Source organism: Galbibacter sp. L-19 (genome assembly GCF_056857615.1).
Genome location: NZ_JBSXNL010000059.1, coordinates 1 through 24,740, shown reverse-complemented (window position 1 = coordinate 24,740; position 24,740 = coordinate 1). Strand labels below are relative to the sequence as shown.

23 protein-coding genes are annotated in these 24,740 nt (G+C 33.0%); 15 read left to right on the top strand and 8 right to left on the bottom strand.

Going from position 1 to position 24,740, the window contains the following annotated elements; all coding sequences use genetic code 11:
• From AC13CQ_RS11390 to AC13CQ_RS11380, 3 genes are all read left to right on the top strand, one after another.
• A partial coding sequence (locus tag AC13CQ_RS11390; protein ID WP_482882903.1) for a hypothetical protein occupies positions 1 to 290 on the top strand: 290 nt, incomplete at its 5' end.
• Between the two features lie 923 nt (positions 291 to 1,213).
• Positions 1,214 to 1,606, top strand: a complete 393-nt coding sequence (locus AC13CQ_RS11385; protein WP_335588153.1) for a 2TM domain-containing protein — start codon at positions 1,214 to 1,216, stop codon at positions 1,604 to 1,606.
• Positions 1,607 to 1,609: 3 nt separating this feature from the next.
• Entirely contained in the window at positions 1,610 to 2,098 is a 489-nt protein-coding gene (locus AC13CQ_RS11380; protein ID WP_456865200.1) for a dihydrofolate reductase, read from the top strand.
• Between the two features lie 169 nt (positions 2,099 to 2,267).
• Here the strand turns inward: AC13CQ_RS11380 and murI are convergent, their stop codons facing one another.
• From murI to AC13CQ_RS11340, 8 genes are all read right to left on the bottom strand, one after another.
• Positions 2,268 to 3,056, bottom strand: a complete 789-nt coding sequence (murI, locus tag AC13CQ_RS11375; protein ID WP_456865197.1) for a glutamate racemase — start codon at positions 3,054 to 3,056, stop codon at positions 2,268 to 2,270.
• 76 nt (positions 3,057 to 3,132) lie between these two features.
• On the bottom strand, positions 3,133 to 3,642 hold the full coding sequence (locus tag AC13CQ_RS11370) for an OmpH/Skp family outer membrane protein (protein ID WP_008612130.1): 510 nt from the start codon (positions 3,640 to 3,642) through the stop codon (positions 3,133 to 3,135).
• Between the two features lie 143 nt (positions 3,643 to 3,785).
• Positions 3,786 to 4,610 (bottom strand): OmpH/Skp family outer membrane protein, encoded by an 825-nt coding sequence (locus tag AC13CQ_RS11365; RefSeq protein WP_456865194.1) that lies wholly within the window; start codon positions 4,608 to 4,610, stop codon positions 3,786 to 3,788.
• Between the two features lie 117 nt (positions 4,611 to 4,727).
• Positions 4,728 to 7,268: an outer membrane protein assembly factor BamA gene (gene bamA / locus AC13CQ_RS11360; protein ID WP_008612128.1), complete on the bottom strand. Its 2,541-nt coding sequence runs from the start codon at positions 7,266 to 7,268 to the stop codon at positions 4,728 to 4,730.
• Positions 7,269 to 7,275: 7 nt separating this feature from the next.
• On the bottom strand, positions 7,276 to 8,013 hold the full coding sequence (locus AC13CQ_RS11355; protein ID WP_008612127.1) for an isoprenyl transferase: 738 nt from the start codon (positions 8,011 to 8,013) through the stop codon (positions 7,276 to 7,278).
• Between the two features lie 6 nt (positions 8,014 to 8,019).
• Positions 8,020 to 8,712 (bottom strand): type IX secretion system protein PorG, encoded by a 693-nt coding sequence (gene porG / locus AC13CQ_RS11350; protein ID WP_337901632.1) that lies wholly within the window; start codon positions 8,710 to 8,712, stop codon positions 8,020 to 8,022.
• 110 nt (positions 8,713 to 8,822) lie between these two features.
• Positions 8,823 to 9,707 (bottom strand): NAD kinase, encoded by an 885-nt coding sequence (locus AC13CQ_RS11345; RefSeq protein WP_008612125.1) that lies wholly within the window; start codon positions 9,705 to 9,707, stop codon positions 8,823 to 8,825.
• A 79-nt stretch (positions 9,708 to 9,786) separates the two neighbouring features.
• A complete protein-coding gene (locus AC13CQ_RS11340; protein ID WP_335588147.1) occupies positions 9,787 to 10,443 on the bottom strand; it encodes a CBS domain-containing protein in 657 nt (218 codons plus the stop codon).
• 190 nt (positions 10,444 to 10,633) lie between these two features.
• Between AC13CQ_RS11340 and AC13CQ_RS11335 the strand changes: the two genes are divergently transcribed.
• The 12 genes from AC13CQ_RS11335 (at position 10,634) to AC13CQ_RS11280 (ending at position 24,632) form a co-directional block, all read left to right on the top strand.
• A complete protein-coding gene (locus AC13CQ_RS11335; protein ID WP_456865188.1) occupies positions 10,634 to 11,347 on the top strand; it encodes a pyridoxine 5'-phosphate synthase in 714 nt (237 codons plus the stop codon).
• A gap of 83 nt (positions 11,348 to 11,430) precedes the next feature.
• Positions 11,431 to 12,201 (top strand): alpha/beta fold hydrolase, encoded by a 771-nt coding sequence (locus AC13CQ_RS11330; protein ID WP_456865185.1) that lies wholly within the window; start codon positions 11,431 to 11,433, stop codon positions 12,199 to 12,201.
• Between the two features lie 109 nt (positions 12,202 to 12,310).
• Positions 12,311 to 13,555, top strand: coding sequence for an OmpP1/FadL family transporter (locus AC13CQ_RS11325; RefSeq protein ID WP_008612119.1), 1,245 nt, complete (start codon positions 12,311 to 12,313; stop codon positions 13,553 to 13,555).
• Positions 13,556 to 13,576: 21 nt separating this feature from the next.
• The gene (locus AC13CQ_RS11320; RefSeq protein ID WP_456865181.1) at positions 13,577 to 15,058 is read left to right on the top strand and encodes a G-D-S-L family lipolytic protein; all 1,482 of its coding nucleotides are present in this window, start codon (positions 13,577 to 13,579) and stop codon (positions 15,056 to 15,058) included.
• 89 nt (positions 15,059 to 15,147) lie between these two features.
• Entirely contained in the window at positions 15,148 to 15,489 is a 342-nt protein-coding gene (locus AC13CQ_RS11315; RefSeq protein ID WP_008612117.1) for a phage holin family protein, read from the top strand.
• A gap of 260 nt (positions 15,490 to 15,749) precedes the next feature.
• Positions 15,750 to 17,072, top strand: coding sequence for a trigger factor (gene tig / locus AC13CQ_RS11310; RefSeq protein WP_337901639.1), 1,323 nt, complete (start codon positions 15,750 to 15,752; stop codon positions 17,070 to 17,072).
• 90 nt (positions 17,073 to 17,162) lie between these two features.
• Entirely contained in the window at positions 17,163 to 17,840 is a 678-nt protein-coding gene (clpP, locus tag AC13CQ_RS11305; protein ID WP_008612115.1) for an ATP-dependent Clp endopeptidase proteolytic subunit ClpP, read from the top strand.
• 43 nt (positions 17,841 to 17,883) lie between these two features.
• Positions 17,884 to 19,113, top strand: a complete 1,230-nt coding sequence (clpX, locus tag AC13CQ_RS11300; protein WP_008612110.1) for an ATP-dependent Clp protease ATP-binding subunit ClpX — start codon at positions 17,884 to 17,886, stop codon at positions 19,111 to 19,113.
• Positions 19,114 to 19,211: 98 nt separating this feature from the next.
• The gene (locus AC13CQ_RS11295) at positions 19,212 to 19,790 is read left to right on the top strand and encodes an RNA polymerase sigma-70 factor (RefSeq protein ID WP_335588142.1); all 579 of its coding nucleotides are present in this window, start codon (positions 19,212 to 19,214) and stop codon (positions 19,788 to 19,790) included.
• A 140-nt stretch (positions 19,791 to 19,930) separates the two neighbouring features.
• Positions 19,931 to 20,917: a FecR family protein gene (locus AC13CQ_RS11290; RefSeq protein WP_456865174.1), complete on the top strand. Its 987-nt coding sequence runs from the start codon at positions 19,931 to 19,933 to the stop codon at positions 20,915 to 20,917.
• A gap of 149 nt (positions 20,918 to 21,066) precedes the next feature.
• Positions 21,067 to 24,450, top strand: coding sequence for a TonB-dependent receptor (locus AC13CQ_RS11285; RefSeq protein WP_474507645.1), 3,384 nt, complete (start codon positions 21,067 to 21,069; stop codon positions 24,448 to 24,450).
• 11 nt (positions 24,451 to 24,461) lie between these two features.
• Complete coding sequence (locus tag AC13CQ_RS11280) at positions 24,462 to 24,632, top strand: hypothetical protein (RefSeq protein WP_482882902.1); 171 nt, start codon at positions 24,462 to 24,464, stop codon at positions 24,630 to 24,632.
• Positions 24,633 to 24,740: the final 108 nt, after the last annotated feature.

Genomic DNA, 24,740 nt, shown 5'->3' with positions numbered 1-24,740 from the left:
TTTTCGTTTTTGATTTTCTTCAAAATCTAAACACTAAACTCAAAAATGAACTCTCTTTTATAGAACGTCTCTTGTTTCTCAAAGCGGGTGCAAAAGTAAATTACTTTTTTGTTTCTCGCAACATTTATTTTGATTTTTTTTCGAAACTTTTAAAAGCTTCTCTAATCTCAACAAACAGCTCAAAACACCCTATTTTAAAGAACTTTGCCCCTTCTCTACTACATCATCTCTCTCTCAAAGCGGGTGCAAATATAGAAACTTATTTAACCATTATCCAAACCTTTTTTTAAGTATTTTTAAAACTATTTCTTAACTGCCTTAGAACTCGGAGGTTAAGCAGTGAAAAAAGTACTTAGTATTTAGTATTAAGTACAAAGAGTTGATTGCTATTCAGTAGGCAGTCTTCAGTTTGCAGTAAGTTTATGGTTTTTAGTTAATGGTTAATGGTTATTGGTTATTGGTTAATGGTTAATGGTTAATGGTTAATGGTTAATGGTTAATGGTTAATGGCAAACTACAAATTCTATAAAGAATGCAAAATCTATACTCTTTATTCTTGTTTCTCCTTTTTACTTCCGACTCCGGTCTTCTGACTCCTGACTTCTTCAATCTTTCAATCTTTCAATCTTTCAATCATTAAATCTACTTAAACTAAAAAGTACACCTATATAGTGTTGTTTGCGTGAGGGATCGAAGCGGCATCCTTTATGAGGCACGAAGAAAGATAAAGCGTAGAGCCCGACCCGAAGGGACACGCCATTAATAAAACGTTTAGTGTTCAGTAGGCAGTCTTCAGTTTGCAGTAAGTTTATGGTTTTTAGTTAATGGTTATTGGTTAATGGTTAATGGTTAATGGTTAATGGTTAATGGCAAACTACAAATTCGAAAAAGGCTCAGAATACAAAATCTATATGCTCTTTCTTTATTCTTGCCTCCCCTTTTACTTCCGACTCCTGACTTCGGTCTTCTTTCAATAAGCAGTATGTTTTTAGTTAATGGTTAACTACAAATTCGAAAAAGAGTTAGAATGCAATCTATACTCTTTACTCTTTATTCTTGTTTCCTTTTTTACTTCCGACTCCTGACTTCGGTCTTCCGACTTCTTTCAAACAAGAATAAAGACTGATAAAAAAAGTAGTAGATAGAAAAATAATTAGCCTAACTTTTATTCTATATATATACAGATTTTGTAAATTTATAAAAAAGATAAACTATGTTTTCAAAAAACAAAATACAACCGAAACACGAAATAGAGCTTGACCAACATGAATTAATTGAAAAAGCACAGGCGAGGATTCGACAAAAAAAGAGATTGTATTACCACTTTGTAATCTTTTTGATAGGATGTGTAATAATGATTGTAATGAATAAATTTTTAAAATATGGCGAATCATACAATTGGTTTATATGGGGAATTTCTGCTTGGGGATTCTTATTTTTAATGCATGTTATTAATGTATATGTAACAGATAGATTTTTGGGGAAAGAATGGGAAAGGAATCAGCGTGAAAAATTAGTTACTAAACAGAAAGACAGAATTGCTAAATTGCAAGTGAAAGTTGAAAAGGAATTTCCATTGGAAAATAACACTGAAAATACTTTATAATTAATGATTACAATGATTGCTGCAGCTGCAGAAAACAATGCTCTTGGAAAAGACAATGATTTGGTTTGGCATTTGCCAGACGACTTTAAAAGATTTAAAAAGTTAACAACAGGACATGCTATAATTATGGGTCGCAAAACATATGAGAGTTTCCCTAGTCCGCTGCCCAACAGAAAACATATAATAATTACTAGACAGAAAGATTACAAGCCCGCAGATGGCTGTATTGTTGTCAATAATATAGAGGCCGCTATTAAGGAAGCTACAGATGATGAGCAACCTTTTATTATTGGTGGTGGCGAAATATATAAACTTGCTCTCCCATTTTCTGATAAAATTGAACTGACACGCGTACATGGAACTTTTGAAGCGGATGCTTATTTTCCAGAAATTAATACTAAGGATTGGGAATTAGTATCTGAAGAACACCATGAGAAAGATGAAAAACACAATTATAGCTTTACTTATTTGACTTATGTTAGGAAGGAATAATACAGATTAATTTTACAAACACTACCCAAAGAAAATGATAAAGGGAGTATCCCGTAAACTGTGTAAACTAAAATATTAAGGGTTAGATTCTAAATTTAGATTCTGACCTTTTTTTAATAGGCTGCTGAAAACTGTTTCAAACATAATGCCCCTTCCTAATAAACAGGGATTAAAATTCCAAATAAGAGACTTTACTTTCTACAGCATACTCTCCTAATAAGGACTTTAAAACTTCTATTTCTTTATTGGTATAAAATTCAATGACTGCCTTGTTATTACTATTATTTAGAAGTAGATTCTCCTGTAGTACCTTTTGTGTTTGTTTTGCAACAGCACTACCAGAATCTATAATAGTTACTGTATTTGGCAGTATTTTTTTTAACTGCGGGATAAGATATGGGTAATGTGTACAGCCAAGTACTAAATAATCAATATTTTCTTTCACCATTGGCGTGAGGTATTTTTGCAACAAAGCCTCAATTTCTTTACTTTCAATTTGACCAGCTTCTATTAAAGGAACTAATCCGTCTCCAAATTGCTCAATAACCTTTCTGTCTTTAGCATACAAAGCAGTTGTTTTTGTAAATAAACTACTTGCCAAGGTTCCTCTAGTTGCTAACACTCCAACTACCCCTGTTTGAGAATTCAAAACTGCTGGTTTAATAGCTGGCTCAATTCCAATAAAAGGAACTTTATAATTTTCTCTTAAATAATCTATAGCGTTTGTTGTTGCAGTATTACACGCCACTACAATAATTTTACATCCACGAGACAAGAGGTACTCTGTATTTTTAATACTTAATTGGAGTATTTCTTTTTGTGTTTTCTCTCCATAGGGCGCATATTTACTATCTGCCAAATAAATAGTAGCCTCTGAAGGCAGTAATTTATAGATCTCTTTCCAAATGGAAGTTCCTCCAACACCAGAATCAAAAATACCTATAGGTTGTGTGTTCATAATAGTAAAAATAAAAAAACTGCCTACATTTCTGTAGGCAGTTTCGAATATTTTAATAAAAAAAATAATTTGTTTCTTAGAAACCTAATTCTTTTTTTACGTCTGCCATGATATCAGTACCTTCAGCTAAAATAACTCCAGATCCTGGAGAAGCATCTAATACATACTGGAAACCTTTTTCTTTCCCTACTTTCTGAATAGCATCATTTGCTTTCTGCATAATAGGCTGAAGCAATTCAAGCTCTTTTTCTTGAAGTTCTTTTTGCGCTTGTTGCTGTGCTTGCATGATTGTTTTTTGCATTCCGTCTACTTCTGCAGCTCTCTTTTGATTTTCATCTTGAGATTTTGTAGCAGCCTCATTTTGGTAAAGCGACATTTTAGTTTGAAGTTCTTGGTAACTTGTTTTAATATCGTTTTGATAATTCTCGCTTAATTTTTGCAATTCAGCCTGTGCAGTTTTCATTGCTGGCATGTCTTTCATTAATTGCTGAACATCAATGTGAGCTACTTTACTCTGAGCAGATGCAAAACTTATCGATCCTACTGCTAATACAACTGCAATTACTAATGTTTTAAAGTGTTTCATGGTTTTCTAAAATTTCTAAAAATATTTACTTGTTAATTAATTACTCACTAAAAGTGAGGTTTAAATTTTTCAACTACTGTGTTGAATCCTTTATGTTGCAGCCTTTTTTTTATCTTTAATTGATATTATTTTAGGCTCCATATTTATTCTCCCTCTTCGTTTTCCGTCGTGTTTGAACTTTTATTTTCTTCTTTTAATCTTTCTCTTTCTTCAAGTTTAGCTTTTCTTCTGGCCTCCCTTTCTTCTAACATTTTTTGTCTCCGCTCTTCGTATGCTTTTTTCCTCGCTTCAATTTCTTTCAACTTAGCTTCTCTTCTCGCTTCTACATCATTCGCCATTGTTTCCTTTTTCTCCTCGTAAGCTTCTTCTCTAGCTTTTAGCTCTGGATCTTTCTCTTCTTCCTGAAATTCATCCAAGGCACTATTAGGCGCTCTCCTATCTTCTTGCTTTCGGGTTACATTAATGCTTCTTAAAATCTGCTCACTTATGTCGTGGCGCTTATCGGAGTACAACATAACAACATCTGCTGATTTATCAAAAACAAAATCGTATTTTTTATTAGCAGCAATTTCTTGAACAGCATTAAAAACCTGATCTTGAATAGGTTTCACTAACTGACTTCGTTGTCTAACTAGATCGCCTTGAGGCCCAAATCTATCTTGCTGGTAATCTTTCATCTGTCTTTCCAAAGCGTTGATTTCCTCTTCACGCTCTTGAATAAGTTCTTTTGTTAGAAGAATTTTCTCAGCATTTAGATCAGCCCACATCTTTTGGATAGTCTGTTCTTGATCTTCCGCTTCACCTTTCCATTTTTGCACTTTAGAAGCCAATTGTTTATTTGCCATTTGATATTCTTCTACATTTTGTAAAATGTAATCCATATCAACATAGCCAATTCTTACTCCTCTCTGTGCAATACCAGAAAACGTACTAAAAGCTATCAATATAAAAAGAACATAAGTTTTCATCCTTCTAAATTTTTAATTTCTGAATACGAAGAAAACAAAAATTTCTTACTTATCAATCTTTCTAAGTAATAGATATTTATAAAAACATAAATTATATAGAAAATATCGTGCCACAAATTAAAATTGTTGTCCAATAATAAAATGTGTTTGCCATCCGCTAGGTTCAATCTGCCCAGGGATAGGATCAAATCCATACCCAAAGTCAATTCCTAACAATCCAAAAGCAGGCATAAATATACGTACTCCAAGTCCTGCAGAACGTTTTAGGTCGAATGGATTATAACTTTCTAAGTTGTCATAAGACGCTCCTCCTTCTAAAAATGATAATGCATATATCGAAGCAGTTGGTTTCAATGTAATAGGATAACGCATTTCTAATGAGAATTTATTATAAACCGTAGATCCGTCATTTCCAGAAAGCGACTGGTTTGGATATCCTCTTAATTGTATATTCTCTCTACCATCTAAAGTATAATTTCCTAATCCGTCTCCCCCAAGGAAGAAACGCTCAAATGGAATTACCCCTCTATCTTGATTATAAGCTCCTAAGAATCCAAACTCCATTCCTGTTTTCATTACCAATTTAGCAAATAAATTAGTATACCAGTTTCCGCTGAATTTTACTTTATAGAACTCTAACCATTTATATTTTTCTTGATCTATTTTTTCTGCATCAGGAATAATTTCGTTGTTAGGCCCTACAGTTTGATAATCTGGATCATCTCCTAGATTTGCATAATCTATATTATTAAATAATGAATATGGTGCTGTTAATTTTAAACTAATACTAAACTCAGAACCTGCCATTGGGAAAATTGGGTTTACCGAAGTATTGTTTCTAGACAATGCTATGGTATAGGCTAAGTTATTAGAATATCCGTTAGGGAAATTAAACAACGAAGTTTGATAATTTTGAAGATCGTAATGCTGAAAACTCAAAGCATGAGATAACTGGAAGTAGTTATCTGGCCAATTTAAACGTTTTGCCAAACCTACCGTTGCTCCTGTAATTACAAAACGCTGATCTTTATCGGCATCTCCTGTTCTAGGATTGTATCTAAACTGTAGCGTACGGTTTATAGAAGTAGAAAACTGTACAGGTTTTTTTCCTCCCATCCATGGCTCCACAAAAGAGAAGCTATATGTTTGGAAAAATCTACTTGCTTGCAAACGCAACGACAGTCTTTGTCCGTCTCCCATTGGAACTGGCTTATACGCTTCTTTATTAAAGATATTTCTTATGGAAAAGTTATTAAAAGAAAGCCCTAAAGTTCCTATAAAACCTCCTCCACCGTAACCACCTTGGAGTTCAATTTGACTAGATCCTTTTTCTGCTACCGCATAATTAATTCCTACTGTTCCGTTTTGTGGATTTGGGTCTAAGATTTCTGGAGCTATACTTTCAGGATCAAAATAACCAAGTTGCCCTAGCTCTCTAATAGTTCTTACCACATTATCTTTAGAATATAACTGACCAGGTTTAGTTCTTAGCTCTCTATAAATTACGTGGTCGTTTGTTTTATCGTTCCCAGTAACCGTTACATTTTCAAAATAAGCTAATTTCCCTTCAATAATTCTTACTTCAAAATCTATGGTATCATTTTTGGCAGAAACCTCAACAGGATTTATCTGCGAAAATAAATATCCATTATTTTGATATAAGTTGGTAATATCTTGTCCATCTGGTTTTGTTTGGTCTGCAATACGCTTATCAAATAAGACTCCATTATATACATCTCCCTTTTTTAATCCTAAAACACGACTTAATTGCTCGTCGGTATAAGCAGCATTTCCAACAAAATCAATTTCTCCAAAGTAGTACTTATCTCCTTCTTCTAAATCAATCTGGATATCTATAGTACTATCGTCATTATAAAGAATAGAATCTCTAGTGATACGTGCATCTCTATACCCTTTCTCTTTATAGGCATCTACAATAGACACTAAATCTGCATCAAAATCTTCTGGAATAAACTTTGATTTCTTCCAAAAACGCAACACCATTTTTTCTTTGGTGTTTTTCATTGCAGATCTAAGTTTCTTTTCGCTTAGTTTTTCATTTCCATTAAAGGAAATGTCTTTAATCTTAACTTTTTCACCTTTATCTATTCCAACTACCATTTTAACAGCATTCACCTCAGAGGTATCTGGAATAGTGTTGATATTTACTTTTGTATTTAAATATCCTTCTTTTTTATATTTATTTACTAGGTAGTTTCTTGTATTTGAAATATAACTCTCAGTAACCTTTTTCCCTTTTTTAAGATCGGCATCCTTTTCAATGTCGTCAATTTTTTTCTTTTTTATTCCTGTTATTTTAACATCAGAAAGTGTTGGAAGTTCGGTTACATTAAGTTCGAGGAAAATTTTATTTCCTTCAATTTTAGTTTTGTAAACATTAATATCACTAAAAAGGTTTAAACCCCATAGTTTACTAATAACTTCACTTATTTGTTCTCCAGGAACGGTAATTTCTTGACCAGTTCTCAAACCGGTATATGTTATAACTGTTTGCTCATTATAACCTTTTACACCAGTTACTTCAATTCCACCAAGAATATATTTCTTACCTTTATCGAAGGAAGTTTCTTGCGCATTTAAATAATTAGTGAAGGATAGTAATAGTAAAATAAATACACCCAAATATCGTTTAGACATGATATTTTTAGTTAAGTTGTTCGCTTGTCTTTCCAAATCTACGTTCTCTGTTTTGATAATTTATTATTGCTTCCCACAAGTGCTCTTTGGTAAAATCTGGCCAAAGTGTTTTCGTAAAATACAACTCAGCATATGCAATCTGCCAAAGTAAGAAATTACTTATTCTATGCTCTCCACTTGTTCTTATAAGTAGGTCTACATCGGGCAAATCTTGCGTGTAAAGATGATTATTAATTATTGATTCGTCAATAGAATCTATAGAAATTATATTATTTTTAACTTTCGTACATAGCTGTACTACAGCATTTTTTAATTCTTCTCGAGCCCCATAACTCAATGCCAAAGTAAGTGTCATATGTGTATTATCTTTGGTTCTCTCCATTACTTCCAAAAGTTCTTCGCGTACTTTTTGAGGAAGTGTTTCTATGGTTCCGATAGCTTTAAGCTTGATATTTTTTTCGTGAAGCGTTTGAAGTTCTTTTTTAAGAGAAGAGACTAAAAGTTTCATAAGGGTATCTACCTCCAACTTTGGACGGTTCCAATTTTCCGTAGAAAAAGCGTACAACGTTAAGTTTTGAACACCTAAACGCGCACAACCTTCTACCACTTCTTTTACAGCTTTGGCTCCATTTTCATGACCAAAAACTCTAAGTTTTCCTTTCTGTTTAGCCCAACGTCCATTACCATCCATGATAATAGCTATGTGCTTAGGTAGATTTTCCTTATTAATTAACTCTTCATTCATTACTCATCAATCAAAACAGCTATAACACGGTCGTTCTCCAAATGTATAGGTTAATGTTAACCCAGAGAAAACATACCAGTCATCGCTAAAGATATTTCCAAACTTCAAATTGTTATTATTAGGCAGAAGTGTGTTAGGATTACTTCCATCTAAATTATCGGTAAAAGTATAACGTGCTCCAATCTCTGCTGCGAGAATGAAACGCGAGCTTATTTTACCCTTAACTCCTATTGCCATAGGGATTGCAAATGTAGTTTTATTTCCAGATACTTGAGCATTATTGGTTGTATAATATAACTCATCATGCAAAAAAACTGAAACTCCTCCATATAAATAAGGAGTAATGGGTCTTTCGAAATCACTTTGATCGAATTCTAAAAAATTAAATTCCATCCCTAGTGAACCTTCTACAATTCCATTAGAAAAACTATAATCGCGTTCTTTTCTAGCAGAATTATCAGAATCTCTATCTGCAGCATGCAGTGTAGAAAATGTAAAAGAAGCTCTATATGCGTAGCGCTTGCTTATATTCCACTTAAACACGCCTCCAGCTGCAAAGCTATTAGGTTTTATGTACCAAGAAGACCCTACATCTCCAATGTAATTACTTCCACCTGCAAATACCCCAGCCTCAAACATCTGAGCATAAGATATTGTTGTGGTTAACATAAGCGCAATAGCTAAGATTCTAAAATTCATACCTTTTCAAAGTTTGCAAATATATACATTATGATATTTTATGAGTAATATCATTTAAATGAATGTGCTTGTAAAACAAAATTTGTGAAAAATTATTGCCTTCATTGGGATTAATTACGTCTATCTTCTCCCCATAAAAGCTTATTTCGGAGGGTTTTAAGAAAACTCTCTTCTTTAAGGTCTACCAATTTTATAGTAAAAGGGGCTCTTTCAATAAAAATTTCTGTTTCGTTATTTAATGTTGCTATTCTAGAATCTAAAGAAACTAAGAAGGTATCTTCTCGTCCAGAAACTTTCAAGCGGATTTTTGTTTTATCAGGAATTACCAATGGGCGTGCGTTTAAATTATGCGGCGCAATAGGCGTTAAAGCTAGCGCATCGGTACTTGGCGCAATTACGGGACCGTTACAACTCAAAGAATAACCAGTTGACCCTGTTGGCGTTGCCACTATGAGTCCGTCTGCCCAATAAGAAGTTAAATATTCTCCATCCAACCAAGTTGCAATAGTAATCATAGAAGTTGTATTTTTTCTGCTGACGGTAATTTCGTTTAGCGCAAAATTTACTTCTGTTTGATCTTCCATTGGAGTTTCTGCACTTACTTGAAGTAAAGCTCTTTTTTTAACCTCAAATCTATTTTTAAGCACCTCCTCTATTGCTGCTTCTATATTTTCTTTTTGCACGGTTGCCAAAAAACCTAATCTCCCTGTATTAATTCCTAAAATTGGAATATCAAGATCCCTTACAAAAAGAACCGTACGGAGCATGGTTCCATCTCCACCAACACTTAAAAAAATATCGAAGGAATTATCTAAATCGTTAAAAGAAGAAAACGTTTTGTAGGCTTCGGTAATACCAAGTGGTTCTTTTATTTGCATTAAATACTCACTTTCCAAATACACCTCGGCTTTATTGCGTTGTAATACTTCTAAAAGTTTAAGAATGTATTCTTCAGAATCTTCTTTGTAATACTGACCGTAAATACCTACTTTCATTAGCTATTTTTTATTGCTGAAATATAATAATTCTTTATCGACTTATAGAACTCGCGCACATTTTAAGTCGGCGTCAAAGTTATATTTTTAGAAATTTATCTAAGTAATTAGATCTATCTTTTAGGGCTTCAATATAAGAATCTTCTTCATTCCCAGCTATAATATTATAACTATACCTTCTAAAAGCCTGAATAATATTATTTAGACCAGAAGTTCCGAGCTTTAAAGTTATCTGCGTTACATCTCCCTCTTCATCAGAAATAAAAGCACCAAGTAATTTTCCATCGTTGCTTTCTACAATCTGAGAAATTTCACTAAAAGAATAATCTATATTTCCTTTTTCAATTATAAGAATTCCTCCAGGTTCATTTAAAAAAGGAGTTTCTTTAAACAAATTCATAATATCAATAAGCTCATAATAACCAATGTAAATATTGTTTTCATCTAAAACAGGCAATACATTGGCGTTATATTTTGCAAATGCCTCCAGCACATCCAACCAATTGGTATGCTTTTGCACATAAAATAAGTCTAAAGCATACAGATAATCGCTCACTTTTTTTTCAGGATCAAAACCCTGAACATCGTCTTCAGAAATATTTCCGAGCAGCCTATTATCTTCAACAACGGGAATATGTGTATTGGTACAATCAGAAAACATTCCTCTAACCATTTTTACCGGATAGTTAGGCAATAATGGAAGGATATCATTATTTATATAAGAATGTATGTTCATAACACAATTATTTCTTTGGCAAATTAATCAATTTCTACCACAAAAAGGCAGGCTTTAACTACTAAGTAAAAATGAAATAACACTATCCTGCTATCAATATTACAGGATTCATTAATTTTAATGCTTTTTGAGCTTGGTATGCGGGGGGCTACTTTGTATTTTTGTAGTCAATTAATATGATTTTATTTTCATGACAAAGTTAAGCGTTAACATAAATAAAATTGCAACCCTTAGAAATTCTAGAGGCGGCAATGTTCCCAATCTTTTACAAGTTGCTAAAGACATTCAAGATTTTGGTGCAGAAGGTATTACTATTCACCCAAGACCAGATGAGCGACACATTCGGTATCAAGACGCAAGGGACTTACCAAGTGTAGTACATACCGAATATAATATAGAGGGAAATCCTATAAAAAGTTTTATGGATTTAGTATTAAAAGTAAAACCTACGCAAGTAACTTTGGTTCCAGATGCAGAGGATGCCATTACTTCTAATGCTGGTTGGGACACTATTAAATACAAAGATTTTTTAGTTGATGTTATTGCTGAATTTAAAGCGAATAACATTAGAACCTCTATTTTTGTAGACCCTATTTCTAAAATGATTGAAGGCGCTGCTGAAACAGGAACCGACAGAATTGAGCTTTATACGGAAGCCTACGCTAGTGAATTTGAAAAAGGGAACAAAGACGGCATCAAACCATACATTGAAGCTGCTTTGGTTGCCAATAAAGTTGACTTAGGCATCAATGCTGGTCATGATTTAAACCTTGAGAACACTGCTTATTTTAAGCAAAACATACCAAATTTATTAGAAGTTTCTATTGGACATGCGCTTATTGCAGAATCTCTTTATTTAGGCCTCGAAAATGTAGTACAAATGTATTTGCAAAAACTAAAATAATTTTTTAGACAGCTAAATGTCTCATTGAAAAAATGACACTTATTAATCTTTGAATCCAATAATTTTTAAAACTTCTTTAAATCATGCAAATTCTTAAATCTAAAGTTATAGGAAAGGGTAAACCATTAATCATCTTACATGGTTTCTTAGGAATGTCCGACAACTGGAAAACCCTTGGCACTAAATATGCAGATGAAGGATTTGAAGTACATTTACTAGACCTCAGAAACCACGGAAAAAGTTTTCATTCTGAAGATTTTTCCTATGAAATCATGGTAGAAGATGTTTTAAATTATCTTGATTTAAATGATTTAGAAGACATTAACATAATTGGTCATTCCATGGGAGGCAAAGTAGCCATGCTCCTTGCGGTTACAAATCCTGAAGTTATAAAAAGATTATTAATTGCAGATATAGCTCCAAAATATTATCCACCACATCATCAAGATATTATTAAAGGATTAAAAGCTTTAGATTTTACCAAAATTTCTTCCCGCACCGAAGCCGACGAAGAACTATCCAGTTATATTACCGACTGGGGTACGCGCCAATTTTTATTAAAGAATTTATATTGGAAAACAAAAGAAACTTTAGGATATAGATTTAATTTGGATGTTTTAGCGGAATCTCAAGAAGAAATTGGAGAAGCCCTTCCTTCTCAAAAAACGTTTCAAGGAAAAACACTTTTTTTAAGAGGATCAAAATCTGAGTACATATCTCCAAACGATACAGAGCTTATAAAATCTCATTTTCCTACAGCTTCTGTAGAAATTATTGACAATGCAGGTCATTGGCTTCATGCAGAAAATCCAAAACAATTTTTTGAAAAATCACTAACATTCCTTAACTCATAAATGTTAATTTTTTAATGATTTTTAAATATCAGCAGCCTCAAAATTGCAGATGAATAATTTTATATTAATTTTGAATAGCTAATATTCATAATTCTAAATTAACAAATTCATGAAAAAACTTACGCTTTTGGCGATGGTATTGCTTACTAGTGCCTTGACTTATGCTGGAGGATATCGAATTTCTTTGCAAGGACAAAAGCAACTTGCCATGGGGCATACTGGAGTAGCTGTTATCAACTCTTCGGAACTTGTCTTCTTCAACCCAGCTGGTCTTACTTTCTTAAACGAAAAATTTACTGTGAGTGGAGGCGCAAATGCCGTTTTCGCAAATATCAGTTTTCAAAACGAACAATATGGATGGTATACTGAAGCAAACAACCCTGTTTCTACTCCATTTAATGTATATGCCGCTTATAAAATTAACGATTGGGCTAGTGTAGGATTAGGGATCTACACTCCATATGGTAGTGGTGTTGAATACCCTACCAACTGGGAAGGCTCTCATTTAATAAACGACATTAGCTTACAAGCTATTTTTATTCAGCCTACACTTTCTATTAAAATAAATGATAAAATTAGTATAGGAGGAGGACCTATTTATGCTACTGGAGCCGTTAACTTCAATAGAAATATTGACCGTACCACCACAAATACAGAAGGAGAAAGAGCCAATGTTACTATTGACAAAAGCGGAATTGGCGCTTGGGGATATAACCTTGGTTTAATGGTTAGACCTACCGAAGAATTTACTTTAGGTATTAATTACCGCTCCGAAATACAAATGGATGCTAAAAATGGTGAAGCAGATTTCCAAAACGTCCCATCTGGAGTAGCTCCATTATATGAAGGGGTAACTTTTAACGCTTCCTTACCTTTACCAGCAGAATTAACTGTTGGAGCTTCTTACGCTATTAACGACAAATGGTTGGTTGCTTTTGATTACAATCGAGCTTACTGGAGTGCTTACGAAGCATTAGATGTTATTTTTAGTAATGGACAAGAATCTTTAAATCCTCGTAATTATAAAAACGCATCCACCTATAGATTTGGATTGCAATACAAAGCCACCAATCGTTTTACGTTAAGAGGTGGATATTATTTTGATGAATCTCCTGTGCAGTCTGGATATTTTGCTCCAGAAACACCAAGAAACGATTCTGATAACTTTACTGGAGGATTCACTTTCCAATTAAGCAATCGTTTTGCTTTGGACGCATCCTTTTTATACATCCACTTTGATGAAGTGGACGAGTCTTACGATTATTATCAAGAAAATGGTCAAAATGTGCCATTTGGAGGGACTTATAAGAACAATGCTTTTGTTCCAGGCTTAGGAATCACTTACGGATTTTAACAAATGCTAATTATTAAGAAAATGAAAAAACTACTATATATATCAATTGCAGCTATTGCATTGACTTCTTGTCAGCCTGAATTTAACGATCCAGTAGACGAACAAGGTTTTTACTCAAGCGGTGATGCCGACTTTTCAAACTTTGTTGCTGTTGGAAACTCTCTTACTGCCGGGTATGCAGATGGCGCATTGTATCTAAACGGACAACAAAACTCTTTTCCAAGTATGCTAGCTATACAATTTAAGCATGTTGGTGGAGGAGATTTTACACAACCATTAGTAAACGATAACTTTGGAGGATTATTAGCAAATGGAAATCAAATAATGGATAACCGTCGTGTTATAGTACTTGGAACAGACGGAAGTCAGACACCAGAAATCTTAGACGGAACCCCAACTACAGATATTTCAAATGTACTAGAAGGTCCTTTTAACAATATGGGAGTTCCTGGTTCTAAAATTTTTCATTTAGTTGCCAACGGTTACGGAAATATTGCTAATCTTGAAGTAGACGCAGCAAATCCATATTTTGTAAGAATGGCAAGCACTACAGATGCTTCTATTATAGAAGATGCTGCTTCTCAAAATCCAACTTTCTTTTCACTTTGGATAGGAAATAACGACATATTAAGTTATGCAACAAGCGGTGGAATTGGAGTAGACCAATCTGGGAATTTAGATCCTACTACCTATGGAGAGAATGATATTACAGACCCAAATGTATTTGCTAAAGTATATAACGATTTACTTACAGCCCTTACAAACGGAGGCGCTAAAGGGGTGGTAGCAAACATTCCAAATGTTACAACTATACCATATTTTACCACGGTACCTTACAATGCTATCCCATTAGACGCACAAACTGCAGGTGTTGTAAACCAAGCATATGCGCAATATAATGGCGGATTACTACAAGCGCAATCTTTCGGTTTAATAACTGCCGAAGAAGTAGCGCAACGTACAATACAGTTTAGCGCTGGACAAAATGCAGTTGTAATATTAGATGAAGATTTAACAGATTTAACAGGCATAAACCCAGGACTTACAAATATGAGACAAGCTACGGCTGAAGATTTACTTCCGCTAACAACCTCCTCTATTTTAGGCACATTGGCAGACCCAAATAATCCTCAATCAATTATTGGCGTTGCTGTCCCTCTAACCGACGGTCAAGCTTTAACTGCTACAGAAATTGAAATGGTAACAAATGCACAAACAGCCTACAATACAACTATTGAAGCGCTAGCTACTCAATACGATTTAGCTTTTGTAGATGTAGAAGCATTGATGAATCAATTGGCAAATGGAGGAATTTCATTTGATGGTGGAAACATTACTAACACCTTTGCTACTGGTGGCGCTTTCTCTCTTGATGGTGTGCACCCAACACAAAGAGGTTATGCAGTAATTGCAAATCAAATTATAAATGCTATTAACGAAAAATACAATGCTACTATTCCAGCTTTAAACCCTGGAGCATATCCAACTATTTTTGTGAAATAACATTATATCTTACTAAGTTTTCAAAAGCGCCTGTGTAAAACAGGCGCTTTTTTTATATCTTTAATACATAACAATTTAAACCAATCATAATGAAATTTATAATCAAAATACTTTTAACAGCTATCTCCGTAGTTATTTTAGCAAAAATACTTCCTGGCGTAGGCGTAGAAAGTTACGGAACTGCAATAATAGTTGCCATAGTTTTGGCGCTATTAAATTTTATAGTAAAACCAATTTTAGTAATCCTTACCCTTCCAGTTACCATTATTACATTAGGGTTATTCTTACTAATTATTAATGCCTGTATAATTTTACTTGCAGATTATTTTGTAGGTGGATTTTCCGTTGTAAACATATGGTGGGCATTATTATTCAGTTTACTACTATCTATTCTACAGTCTATTTTTGAATCTTTAGTAGGCGCAGAATAAATCTCGATTATTAACAAAAAGTGATTAAATCTTCTTAAAAAAGAGCATTTATTTCAGTTTAAAAATCTTAAAATTTTAATAAAATAAGACATCATAAAAGTTAACCAATTACCATTTAATGCCCTTATTTAGGACTTCTAAATGAAAACTGGAAAATAAAAATTAAGAATTTGTTTTTCAGCCTTTTAAAAACTTGGTAAACTTTTGAAAATGTTTTACTTTTGCATGCCCATTTACGGGCTATTAAATATTTTTTGAGAATGAACATTACGAAAGAGCAAATTGACGATTTAAATGCAATAGTAAAAGTTGCTATTACAAAAGAAGATTACAGCGATAAAGTAGATAGTATTTTAACCGACTACCGAAAAACTGCAAACATCCCAGGTTTTAGAAAAGGACATGTTCCAATGGGATTGGTTAAAAAGCAATATGGAAAAGCTGTTTTAGTTGATGAAGTAAATAAGCTTTTACAAGATTCACTAAACAAATATCTTACTGAAGAAAAATTAGACGTACTTGGAAATCCACTTCCTAAAGCACAAGATGATTTAGATTGGGATGCTGAAAATTTTTCTTTTGAATTTGAATTAGGTCTTGCTCCTGCTTTTGATGTTGATTTAAAAACTAAAAAAGCAATTACTCAATACCAAATCATTGCAGACGATAAAATGATTGATGAGCAAGTTGATAGAATTGCAAAACAATACGGTAAATTAATCGCTCAAGACGAAGTTACAGAAGAAAGTGAAGTTACTGGAGTTTTCAAAAATGAAGAAAAAGGACTTGAGAACAGAACAACACTTACTTTAGACAAACTTAAAGGTAAAAGAAACCTAAATAAATTTGTTGGTGCTAAAGTAGGAGATACTTTAGAACTTAAAACTAAAGGACTTTTTGAAGACGATCATGATTTGATTAACTTCTTAAAAGTAGAACATGATGAGGCTCACGATTTAGATATTGAAGTTACATTTACAATAGATGAAGCTAACAAAAGAGAAGCTACCGAATTAAACCAAGAGTTATTTGATAAGCTTTTTGGTGAAGGTGTTGTTACTTCAGAAGAAGAAATGAGAGCTAAAATCAAAGAAGATGCTGAAAAGCAATTTGCTCAACAAGCAGATCAAAGACTTTTAAATGACATTACTGAATATTTAGTTGAAAATACTAAATTTGACCTTCCTGCTGAATTCCTTACCAAATGGATTCAAGCTACTGGAGAGAACAATCTTTCTGAAGAAGAAGCTAGCGAAGAATATGCTAAATCTGAAAAAGGATTAAGATATCAACTTATCGAAGGAAAAATTATTAACAACAATGACCTTCAAGTTAGTTATGATGAGCTTAAAGAATTTGCTAAAAAATACGTACGTATGCAAATGGCACAATTTGGACAAACAGATCCAGAAGAAGAAGTTCTAGAAAACATTTCTTCACGTGTTTTATCTAATCAAGAAGAAGCTAAAAGATTGTCTGAACAAATAATGAGCGAAAAACTTGTGAATTTATACAAGGAAAAAGCAAACTTAAAGACAAAAGAGATTACTTACGAAAACTTTGTTAAAGAAGTTTATGGGTAAATCCTTATAAAATAAATTAAGTATCTTTAAGGCGTTAAACTGTAAGTTTTAACGCCTTTTTACGTACTAAAAAAACAGTAAATATAATTTATGAATTTCGAAAAAGAATTTAAGGCTTTTGCCACAAAAGATAGAGGAATTAATAGCATGTATTACGACAAAATTGTAAGCGCTATGACTCCCGTGGGACTTACCCCAAACATTATCGAAGAGCGTCAGTTAAATGCTGTTGCTATGGATGTATTTTCTAGATTGATGATGGACAGAATCATTTTTATGGGAACCGGAATCAACGATCAAGTTGCTAATATTATTCAAGCACAATTATTGTTTTTAGAAAGTGCAGACGCTTCTAAAGACATCCAAATATATATTAACTCCCCTGGAGGAAGTGTATATGCTGGTTTAGGAATTTATGACACTATGCAATACATTAAACCAGACGTAGCTACTATCTGTACAGGAATGGCGGCATCTATGGGAGCTGTTTTATTATGTGCTGGAGAAAAAGGAAAACGTTCTGCTTTGCCACACAGTCGTGTTATGATACACCAACCACTAGGCGGCGCTCAAGGGCAAGCAAGTGATATAGAAATAACAGCACGTGAAATTCTTAAATTAAAAGAAGAATTATACGAAATCATAGCTAATCATTCAGGGCAATCTATGGAAAAAGTAACCGAAGATAGTGATCGAGACTACTGGATGAAAGCTGAAGAAGCACAAGCATACGGAATGATAGACGAAGTTTTAAAAAGAACCGTCTAATTAAATAGAAAACGTAGTATTACGTTTTCACAAATGTAAAAAAATGGCGAAAGAAGAATTAGAGTGTTCATTTTGTGGTCGAAAAAAGCCAGAAACTAGCTTGCTTATAGCGGGTCTGGATGCACATATTTGCGACCGCTGTATTGAACAAGCACATGGAATTGTATTAGAAGAATCGCAACAATCTAAGAATAGTGAATTATCCTCAGAGCTGATTTTAAAAAAACCAGCTGAGATTAAGGAATATCTAGATCAATTTATCATTGGCCAAGATGCTACTAAAAAAGTGATGTCTGTTGCTGTTTATAATCACTATAAAAGATTATTACAGCCAGCCAGTAAAGACGATATCGAGATCCAAAAAAGTAACATCATCATGGTTGGGCAAACCGGTACTGGTAAAACCCTTATGGCAAAAACTATTGCCAAGATGCTAAATGTTCCTTTAGCAATTGTAGATGCTACTGTTTTAACAGAAGCTGGATATGTTGGAGAAGATGTAGAAAGTATTTTAACTCGTCTCTTACAGGCAGCAGATTACAATCTTGAAAAAGCAGAAAGAGGGATTGTTTTTATAGATGAAATTGATAAAATTGCTCGTAAAAGCGATAATCCTTCTATTACCAGAGACGTATCTGGAGAAGGAGTTCAACAAGCATTGCTAAAACTTCTAGAAGGAACTGTGGTAAATGTTCCGCCAAAAGGAGGAAGAAAACATCCAGATCAAAAATTTATTGAAGTAAATACTGAAAATATATTATTTGTTGCTGGTGGTGCCTTTGATGGAATTAATAGACATATTTCCAAAAGGCTAAACATGCAAGCAGTAGGTTACAGTGTTTCTAAAAAAGATTTAGTAGACCGTGAGAACCTATTACAATATGTTATTCCAAAAGATTTAAAAGATTTTGGTTTGATTCCAGAGATTATAGGGAGATTACCAGTGCTTACTTATATGGATCCGTTGGATGCAGAAACACTACGTTCCATCCTAACAGAACCTAAAAATGCTATTATTAAACAGTACGCAAAACTGTTTGAAATGGACGATATTGAATTTAAAATAAATGATGAAGCATTAAATTTTATTGTTGAAAAAGCAATAGAATACGAATTGGGAGCACGTGGATTAAGATCCTTATGCGAAACCATTTTAACAGATGCTATGTTTGATTTACCAAGTTCAAAAGAAAACAAACTTGAAGTAAACAAAGAATATGTTGAAGAAAAACTAAATAAGATAACTGTAAATAAATTAAAAGCAGTTTCTTAATATTTTTTATACAGCCTTATCAATAAAGCCTCCTTTTAGGGGGCTTTGTTGTTTTATTAAATTAAAAAATATATATTGTGCCATAACTCCCCTTAAATTTGAAACCAATAAGTATAAATAATTCTTTTTTTCTTCATCAATTAAAAAAAGGTAAAGAGTCGGCTTATGAAACTTTATTCAACCTTTATTTTGATAAACTTCATTATTTTTCCAAACATTACATTAACAATGATGAAGATGCCAAAGAAATAGTTCAAAATGCTTTTTACAAACTTTGGAAAAAAAGAAGCAAGCTAGCTACAGACATTAATATTAATGCTTATCTGTTCTCAATGGTAAAGAATGAATGCCTTGATTACTTAAAACATCAAAAAGTAAAAAAACAATATAAAAATCAAATTGAAAAAGATATAAATCTAATCAATCAAGAATCTCTCCAAAATAACCCCAGCTTATTACTTATTGAAAAAGAATTACATAATAAGGTTAACAATTTGATTGACCAACTTCCACCTGCCTGCAAAGACATCTTCATAAAAAGTAGGTTTAACGGTCTTAAGCACCGAGAAATTGCAGAAGAATTAAGTATCTCCCAAAAAACTGTAGAAGCTCAAATTACAAAAGCATTAAAATTCTTAAGACACGAGCTTCAAGAGTACATGGGTCTTTTTCTATAAGACACAGGTTTTAATTTTTCTAACCAAATCAATAAAAACACCTCCTTAATAACAACCTTCTATATAAATACTTAAATAAAAAGTAGAATTTTAACAATTTCACGTAAGGGTATTTTTGAGTTGAATCGTTTTATTATTATATGGACGAGAGAAGCTTAATAAAATTTATCCAAAATCAAGGAGATCTTACTTTTAAAGAAGAGGTTATTGATTGGATTAAATCATCAGAAGAAAACAGAAAACACTTTAATACAGTCAAAGCCAAATATGTTTCGAAGTTTGGCAATGAAAGTGTTATAGATATTTCAAATCAGCATAAAAAATTCAAAAAGAGAATCAGTATTAGGAAATACACCTATAGTATTGCTGCTACTGTAACTGTTTTAATTTTAGCAGGTTCTGTTTTATTTTTCAGTAATAACTCAAAGGGTTTATTCGCAAAAGGAGAATATTATGCTACGGGTATTGGAAAACAAAAAGAATTTATTTTAAAAGACGGTAGCAAAGTACAGCTTAATTCTGAAAGTAAATTGATTGTAACTTCAGATTTTAATGACTCAAACAGAACTGTTAAACTTTTTGGAGAAGCTTTTTTTGAAGTTACCAGAAATAAAGAAAAACCTTTTATAGTGGAAACAGAACAAGGCTTTTTAGTAAAAGTGCTGGGCACAAAGTTTAACGTAAAAGCATACGACAATGATCTTACGGCACAAACAACCTTAGTAAGCGGAAAGGTAGAAATTTACAAGCCACATAAATCTGCTCCAGAAATTACTTTAAAACCAAAGCAAACTGTTGTTTTTAATAAGTCGGAAAAAACCATAAATCTTATTAAAAATGCCTCTATACAGCAGTCAACATCATGGAGAGATGGAATCTTAACGTTTGACAATACATCTTTTGGGGAAGTAATTAAAAATTTAGAAAGGTGGTACAATGTTACAATCATAATAAAAGATTCTTCCATAGAAAACTATTCTTTCTCTGGAAAATTCATGAGAGATAATAATGTTCATGAAGTATTAGAAATTATAAAAACCTCATCCCCTATTCAATATAATTATGACATAGAAAAGCAAAAAATTATTTTCAGCAAACTACCTCAAAGCGAATCTTCGAGGGAATAGAAAGAAAATTAAAAAACATTCCGACGCAAATGCGCGGAATAGACAAGTCTCGAATATCGAGTAAAAGACAGGAAAAAGGAGGTGCTGGAACACCCCCTTTTAGTAAAAATCTGTCAGAATTAATCTAACATTAAAAACCGTTTAAAATTATGAAAAAAAAGCAAAACAATGCTAGGCATATTTTATGCACACATTGTTCCTCTAGAAAACTATTCCTCATCATGAAAATCTATGCATTAATTCTTTGCCTTACTATTGTAAAAATTTCAGCTTCGGGGAGCGATCTATATGGACAAACTATTAGCTTAAACTATAAAAATACTGAGCTAAAAGAAGTTTTACTAACCATAGAAAAACAAACCGATTACGTGTTTTTCTACAATAATGCAATTATAAACGAACAGGTTAGAATTAATACAAGCATAACAAGTACCAATATTGATGAAGTGCTAGAAAATGTATTAAAAGGAACCGATTTTAAATATAAGTTAATTAACAACAACATAGTACTTGCTAAAGATTTTGAGGGCACTACCCTATCCAGCAACGATTCTTATGCTAAAAATCCTCATTCTAATATTTCTATTAATAGTTTACTACAAGATAAAATTGTAATTACTGGAACAGTTAAAGATGAGTCTAGCGTACCTTTACCTGGCGTAAATATACTTGTTAAAGGCTCTGCAACTGGAACACAAACCGATTTTGATGGTAATTTCTCTATTTCGACTGATAAAAATAGTACGTTAGTTTTTAGCTACATTGGCTTACAAACTAAAGAAGTTGCAATAGACGGTTCCACAAATAAAATAAATGTCACCCTTAAATCTGATGCTAATGAACTTAGTGAAGTTATTGTTGTGGCATACAATACTCAAAGTAAATCGTCATATACTGGTGCTGCTGTAGATGTTGCTTTAGATAAAGTGGAGAATTCACCACTTCCATCCTTCCAAGAAGCGCTTCAAGGAAATGTAGCTGGGGTTCAAATTTCAACTCAAAGTGGTCAGCCAGGTGCTGCTCCAGACATTAGAATTAGAGGAATTGGATCTATTAATGCTAATTCAGACCCGCTATATGTAGTAGATGGAATTCCTGTTGTTTCTGGTAATATTTCTAGAATTGCCACTAGCTCAAATACTATTGCCGGAATTAACCCAAAAGATATTGCTTCAATTACGGTTTTAAAAGATGCATCTGCTACGTCTATTTATGGATCTAGAGGTGCCAACGGTGTTATTTTAATAACCACTAAAAAAGGTAAATCTGGAAAAACAAAATTTGATGTAAGCACACAATATGGGGTGAGCAGTATGATTGTAAGAGATTACAACAAGCCACTAAACACTAATGAACTCTCAGAATTATTGGTAGAAGGACGAGTTAATATTGGTGACACTCAACAAGAAGTCGAAGACTATATTTATAGTAGAATTGATAGAACTGTTAACACAAATTGGCTTGATGTTATTTCTAGAGATGGGGAATACAATCAATATAATATTAGTGCCAGCGGTGGAAGTGAAAAAACAAGTTTCTATGCTTCTTTAGGTTATTTTGATCAAAAAGCAGTTATAATAGGAATTGATTATAAAAAGTTAAACGCAAAATTAAATGTTACACACCAAGCCACTGAAAAATTAAAAATTAACATGGGTGTTTCTGTGAGTAATCAGAAAATAAACACAAATGAAGATGGTGGTAATGCCGCAAACCCAGTTAGAGCTATTTATAGAACAGTTCCATGGGAACCTGTTTATAACGAAGATGGATCTTATAATACAGACATTTTACTAACATACAACCCAGTAGGATTGGTTAATGAAGATATTAGAGAAACAAAACTTTATGGAATTCAAGGAAATTTAGGACTTACCTACCAATTTACAGATAATTTAAGCTTTGAAACTAAAGGGAATGTAGATTTTAACTTAGCAAATGAGTTTGAATATAACAATCCAGATTTTGGTGTTGCTCGAAACAAAGGTGGAGAAGGAACTGCGTATGATAATAATATTTTAAATTACAACATTACCAACTTATTGAAATACAATTGGGAACTAAATAACAACCATCGTCTCAACTTTCTTTTAGGTCAAGAAGCTCAAAAAATAGATCAGAGCGATGTTTATGCAAATGCAAGTAATTATGGAGCTCCAGGGTTAACAACTCTTGAAAATGCCTCTGTATATGAAAGTGCTTCTAGTAGTAAAAGTGCTTCCTCTATAATTTCATACTTCTTCAACACCAACTATACATTAATGAATAGGTATATTTTAAATTTAACTGCTAGAAGAGATGGTTCTTCAAGGTTCGGTTCGGATGTACGCTATGCTAACTTTGGCTCTATAGGGGTAGCTTGGAATTTAAGCTCAGAAAAATTTATGGAAAACCAAAGCTTTATAAAACAATTAAAGTTGAGAAGTAGTTATGGGGTAAATGGAAACCAAGAAATTGCAAATTTTGCTTCACGTGGACTTTATGAAACGGGTGAGGATTACAATGGAGACCCTGGTTATGCTTATAGTCAACAATCCAATCCGCAACTTACTTGGGAGAAAAATAAACCATTTAACGTAGGAATGGATTTCAATTTAATAAATAGAATAAGCGGAACGGTAGAATATTACACAAGAACCACTTCCGATTTACTGTTTGAAGTACCTATTTCTGCTACCAATGGAATTACAGATTATTTAGCAAACATTGGAGAAATGAAAAATTCAGGTTGGGAATTGGCTCTTAACACTATCAATATTGACAACCCAAATGGTTTTAGCTGGTCTACTAACATTAATTATACTTCAAACAACAATGAAATAACCAAATTAGATTCTGATGAACCTATTATTGGAGATGAATATATTAGAGAAGTAGGAGGAGATTTTTACTCCTTTTATATGCCTGGTTATGCTGGAGTTGACCCAAACAACGGAGATGCTTTATGGTATACAGACGGCACAGAAACTCAAACTACAAATGAGTATAGCCAAGCAAATCCTTATGAGCAAGGAAGTGCACTTCCAGACTTTTATGCAGGTCTTACCAATACTTTAAGCTATAAAGATTTTAGCTTGTCGTTTATGTTTTACCTTAATTATGGAAATAAAGTTTACGACTATTGGGGGAGATATACTAATAGCGATGGTAGCGCAGGACTTAATGATAGAGGAAACATGACCCGAAACATCTACGAAAACAGATGGCAAGAACCCGGAGACATTACAAATGTTCCTAAAGTTGTGTGGAGTAATGATCAATCTGGAAGTTCTAGTCAACATTCTTCCAGATTTTTATACGACGGTACTTACTTAAGGCTTCGTGATGTAACTTTTTCATATTCATTACCAGAAGATATTTCTAATAAATTAAACATTAGTAACCTTAGATTCTACATCAAAGGAACGAATACGCTTACATGGGTAAAAGATAAAAAAATAGAAATGGATCCTGAGGTTGGTGTAAATGGTAAATCTGATTTGAGAATCCCAATTTCAAAACAATTCTTATTCGGTATAGACTTTTCATTCTAAAAATAAAAAACATGACATTCAATATTAAACATATAATTAGTTGCTTCTGTGCAATTATTGCACTTTCGGCATGTAGCAGCGATTTTCTAGATATAGACCCAGAACAAAATGTTCCTTCAGAAAATGCCGTTGTAGACATTAAAACACTCCATACACTACTCCCCATCTGTAAGACAGTTTAAATATATATCTAATTATTTATGATGCTATTCTTTTTGTATTATAAATTTGATCAGGTGGTACTTTTCCTATTTCAGTATGCCTTCTTTTGGTGTTATAGAATTCAATAT

What these genes read in the sequence shown, in the direction of transcription:
- AC13CQ_RS11385 (WP_335588153.1), top strand. Translation starts at nt 1,214, where the DNA reads ATGTTTTCAAAAAACAAAATACAACCGAAACACGAAATAGAGCTTGAC.
- clpP (WP_008612115.1), top strand. Translation starts at nt 17,163, where the DNA reads ATGAATTTCGAAAAAGAATTTAAGGCTTTTGCCACAAAAGATAGAGGA.
- AC13CQ_RS11290 (WP_456865174.1), top strand. Translation starts at nt 19,931, where the DNA reads ATGGACGAGAGAAGCTTAATAAAATTTATCCAAAATCAAGGAGATCTT.
- porG (WP_337901632.1), bottom strand. Translation starts at nt 8,712, where the DNA reads ATGAATTTTAGAATCTTAGCTATTGCGCTTATGTTAACCACAACAATA.
- AC13CQ_RS11320 (WP_456865181.1), top strand. Translation starts at nt 13,577, where the DNA reads ATGAAAAAACTACTATATATATCAATTGCAGCTATTGCATTGACTTCT.
- tig (WP_337901639.1), top strand. Translation starts at nt 15,750, where the DNA reads ATGAACATTACGAAAGAGCAAATTGACGATTTAAATGCAATAGTAAAA.
- AC13CQ_RS11380 (WP_456865200.1), top strand. Translation starts at nt 1,610, where the DNA reads ATGATTACAATGATTGCTGCAGCTGCAGAAAACAATGCTCTTGGAAAA.
- AC13CQ_RS11330 (WP_456865185.1), top strand. Translation starts at nt 11,431, where the DNA reads ATGCAAATTCTTAAATCTAAAGTTATAGGAAAGGGTAAACCATTAATC.
- AC13CQ_RS11355 (WP_008612127.1), bottom strand. Translation starts at nt 8,013, where the DNA reads ATGAATGAAGAGTTAATTAATAAGGAAAATCTACCTAAGCACATAGCT.
- clpX (WP_008612110.1), top strand. Translation starts at nt 17,884, where the DNA reads ATGGCGAAAGAAGAATTAGAGTGTTCATTTTGTGGTCGAAAAAAGCCA.
- AC13CQ_RS11365 (WP_456865194.1), bottom strand. Translation starts at nt 4,610, where the DNA reads ATGAAAACTTATGTTCTTTTTATATTGATAGCTTTTAGTACGTTTTCT.
- AC13CQ_RS11315 (WP_008612117.1), top strand. Translation starts at nt 15,148, where the DNA reads ATGAAATTTATAATCAAAATACTTTTAACAGCTATCTCCGTAGTTATT.
- AC13CQ_RS11345 (WP_008612125.1), bottom strand. Translation starts at nt 9,707, where the DNA reads ATGAAAGTAGGTATTTACGGTCAGTATTACAAAGAAGATTCTGAAGAA.
- AC13CQ_RS11325 (WP_008612119.1), top strand. Translation starts at nt 12,311, where the DNA reads ATGAAAAAACTTACGCTTTTGGCGATGGTATTGCTTACTAGTGCCTTG.
- AC13CQ_RS11335 (WP_456865188.1), top strand. Translation starts at nt 10,634, where the DNA reads ATGACAAAGTTAAGCGTTAACATAAATAAAATTGCAACCCTTAGAAAT.
- AC13CQ_RS11280 (WP_482882902.1), top strand. Translation starts at nt 24,462, where the DNA reads ATGACATTCAATATTAAACATATAATTAGTTGCTTCTGTGCAATTATT.
- murI (WP_456865197.1), bottom strand. Translation starts at nt 3,056, where the DNA reads ATGAACACACAACCTATAGGTATTTTTGATTCTGGTGTTGGAGGAACT.
- AC13CQ_RS11285 (WP_474507645.1), top strand. Translation starts at nt 21,067, where the DNA reads ATGAAAAAAAAGCAAAACAATGCTAGGCATATTTTATGCACACATTGT.
- bamA (WP_008612128.1), bottom strand. Translation starts at nt 7,268, where the DNA reads ATGTCTAAACGATATTTGGGTGTATTTATTTTACTATTACTATCCTTC.
- AC13CQ_RS11340 (WP_335588147.1), bottom strand. Translation starts at nt 10,443, where the DNA reads ATGAACATACATTCTTATATAAATAATGATATCCTTCCATTATTGCCT.
- AC13CQ_RS11370 (WP_008612130.1), bottom strand. Translation starts at nt 3,642, where the DNA reads ATGAAACACTTTAAAACATTAGTAATTGCAGTTGTATTAGCAGTAGGA.